2 protein-coding genes are annotated in these 1083 nt (G+C 66.9%); both read left to right on the forward strand.

The genetic code is table 11. The features are described from left to right. On the forward strand, nucleotides 1-449 hold a 449-nt coding region (locus ACQKIP_RS48065; RefSeq protein WP_427745942.1), incomplete at its 5' end, for a phage tail protein. Further along, on the forward strand, nucleotides 449-1083 hold a 635-nt coding region (locus ACQKIP_RS48070), incomplete at its 3' end, for a hypothetical protein (RefSeq protein ID WP_427745943.1). The genes ACQKIP_RS48065 and ACQKIP_RS48070, both read left to right, overlap by 1 nt.

The following is a 1083-nucleotide window of genomic DNA, read 5'->3' on the forward strand; positions in this document are numbered from 1 at the left end:
CAGTCGCAGGGGTCAGCAAGGTCAGCCCGCTCAAGCGCACCACCGAGGTGGTGTCCCATCGCGAGGGCGGGGATCCCAGTTCGAGCCGCAGGGCGCCGGGGCGTACGGAATTCGAGGCGATCACCTTGGAGAGCGGCGTCACACAGGACACCGAGTTCGAGAAGTGGACGAACAAGGTGTGGAACCTCGGCTCCGGCCTGGGCTCGGAAGTGTCGCTCGCCGACTTCCGCAAGGACATCATCCTCGAGATCTATAACGAGGCCGGACAACTCGCGCTCGCGTACAAGGTGTTTCGGTGCTGGGTCTCGGAGTACCAGGCCATGGCCGAGCTGGATGCGAACGCCAATGCCGTACTGATCGCCACGCTCAAACTCGAGAACGAAGGCTGGGAACGGGACTACGACGTCACCGAGCCGAGCGAGCCCTCGTTCAGCGAACCGGCGGCGTGATGCGGCGCGACGCCGCCTTCGCGCGGGAACTGCTGCACCTGCTCGACCACGGCACGGCGCGCTCGGTGACCGAGCGCGCCGTTCTGCTTGCAGGTGCGGCCAACGGGGAGGGCGGGGAGAGCGCGGCCGGACTGCCTCTCGGGATGCGTGACAGGTGCATTCTGCGCCTGCACACCGCACTCTTCGGTACGACGGTGGAGGCACGGGGCACCTGTCCGCACTGCCTCGAAGCCACCGTTTTGGCACTGACGTCCGATCAGTTGCACGGTATCGCGCCGACGTCGGCCGAACCGATACGAGTCGCACTCGACGGATACACCGTGACCTGCCGGTTGTTGACGAGCGTCGACCTCGGTCGCGCGGCACGCACGGACAACCACGCCCAGGCGCGGGCCTCTCTGCTCACCGCATCCGTCGTGCACGCCGAGCAGGACGGAATGCCGGTGACGGCCATGGCTCTGCCCCCGCATGTCGTGGAAGCGCTGGCAGAGACCCTGGCCGAGGCCGACCCGTTCGCGGAGATCCGGCTGCGCATGATCTGCGAGACGTGCGACGGCACTTGGGACGCCGTCCTCGACCTGCCCCAGTACGTCTGGCACGAACTACTGGACTGGGGACACGCCCTGATGTGGGA

Source organism: Streptomyces sp. NPDC059900 (genome assembly GCF_050270335.1).
Taxonomy (GTDB): Bacteria; Actinomycetota; Actinomycetes; order Streptomycetales; family Streptomycetaceae; genus Streptomyces.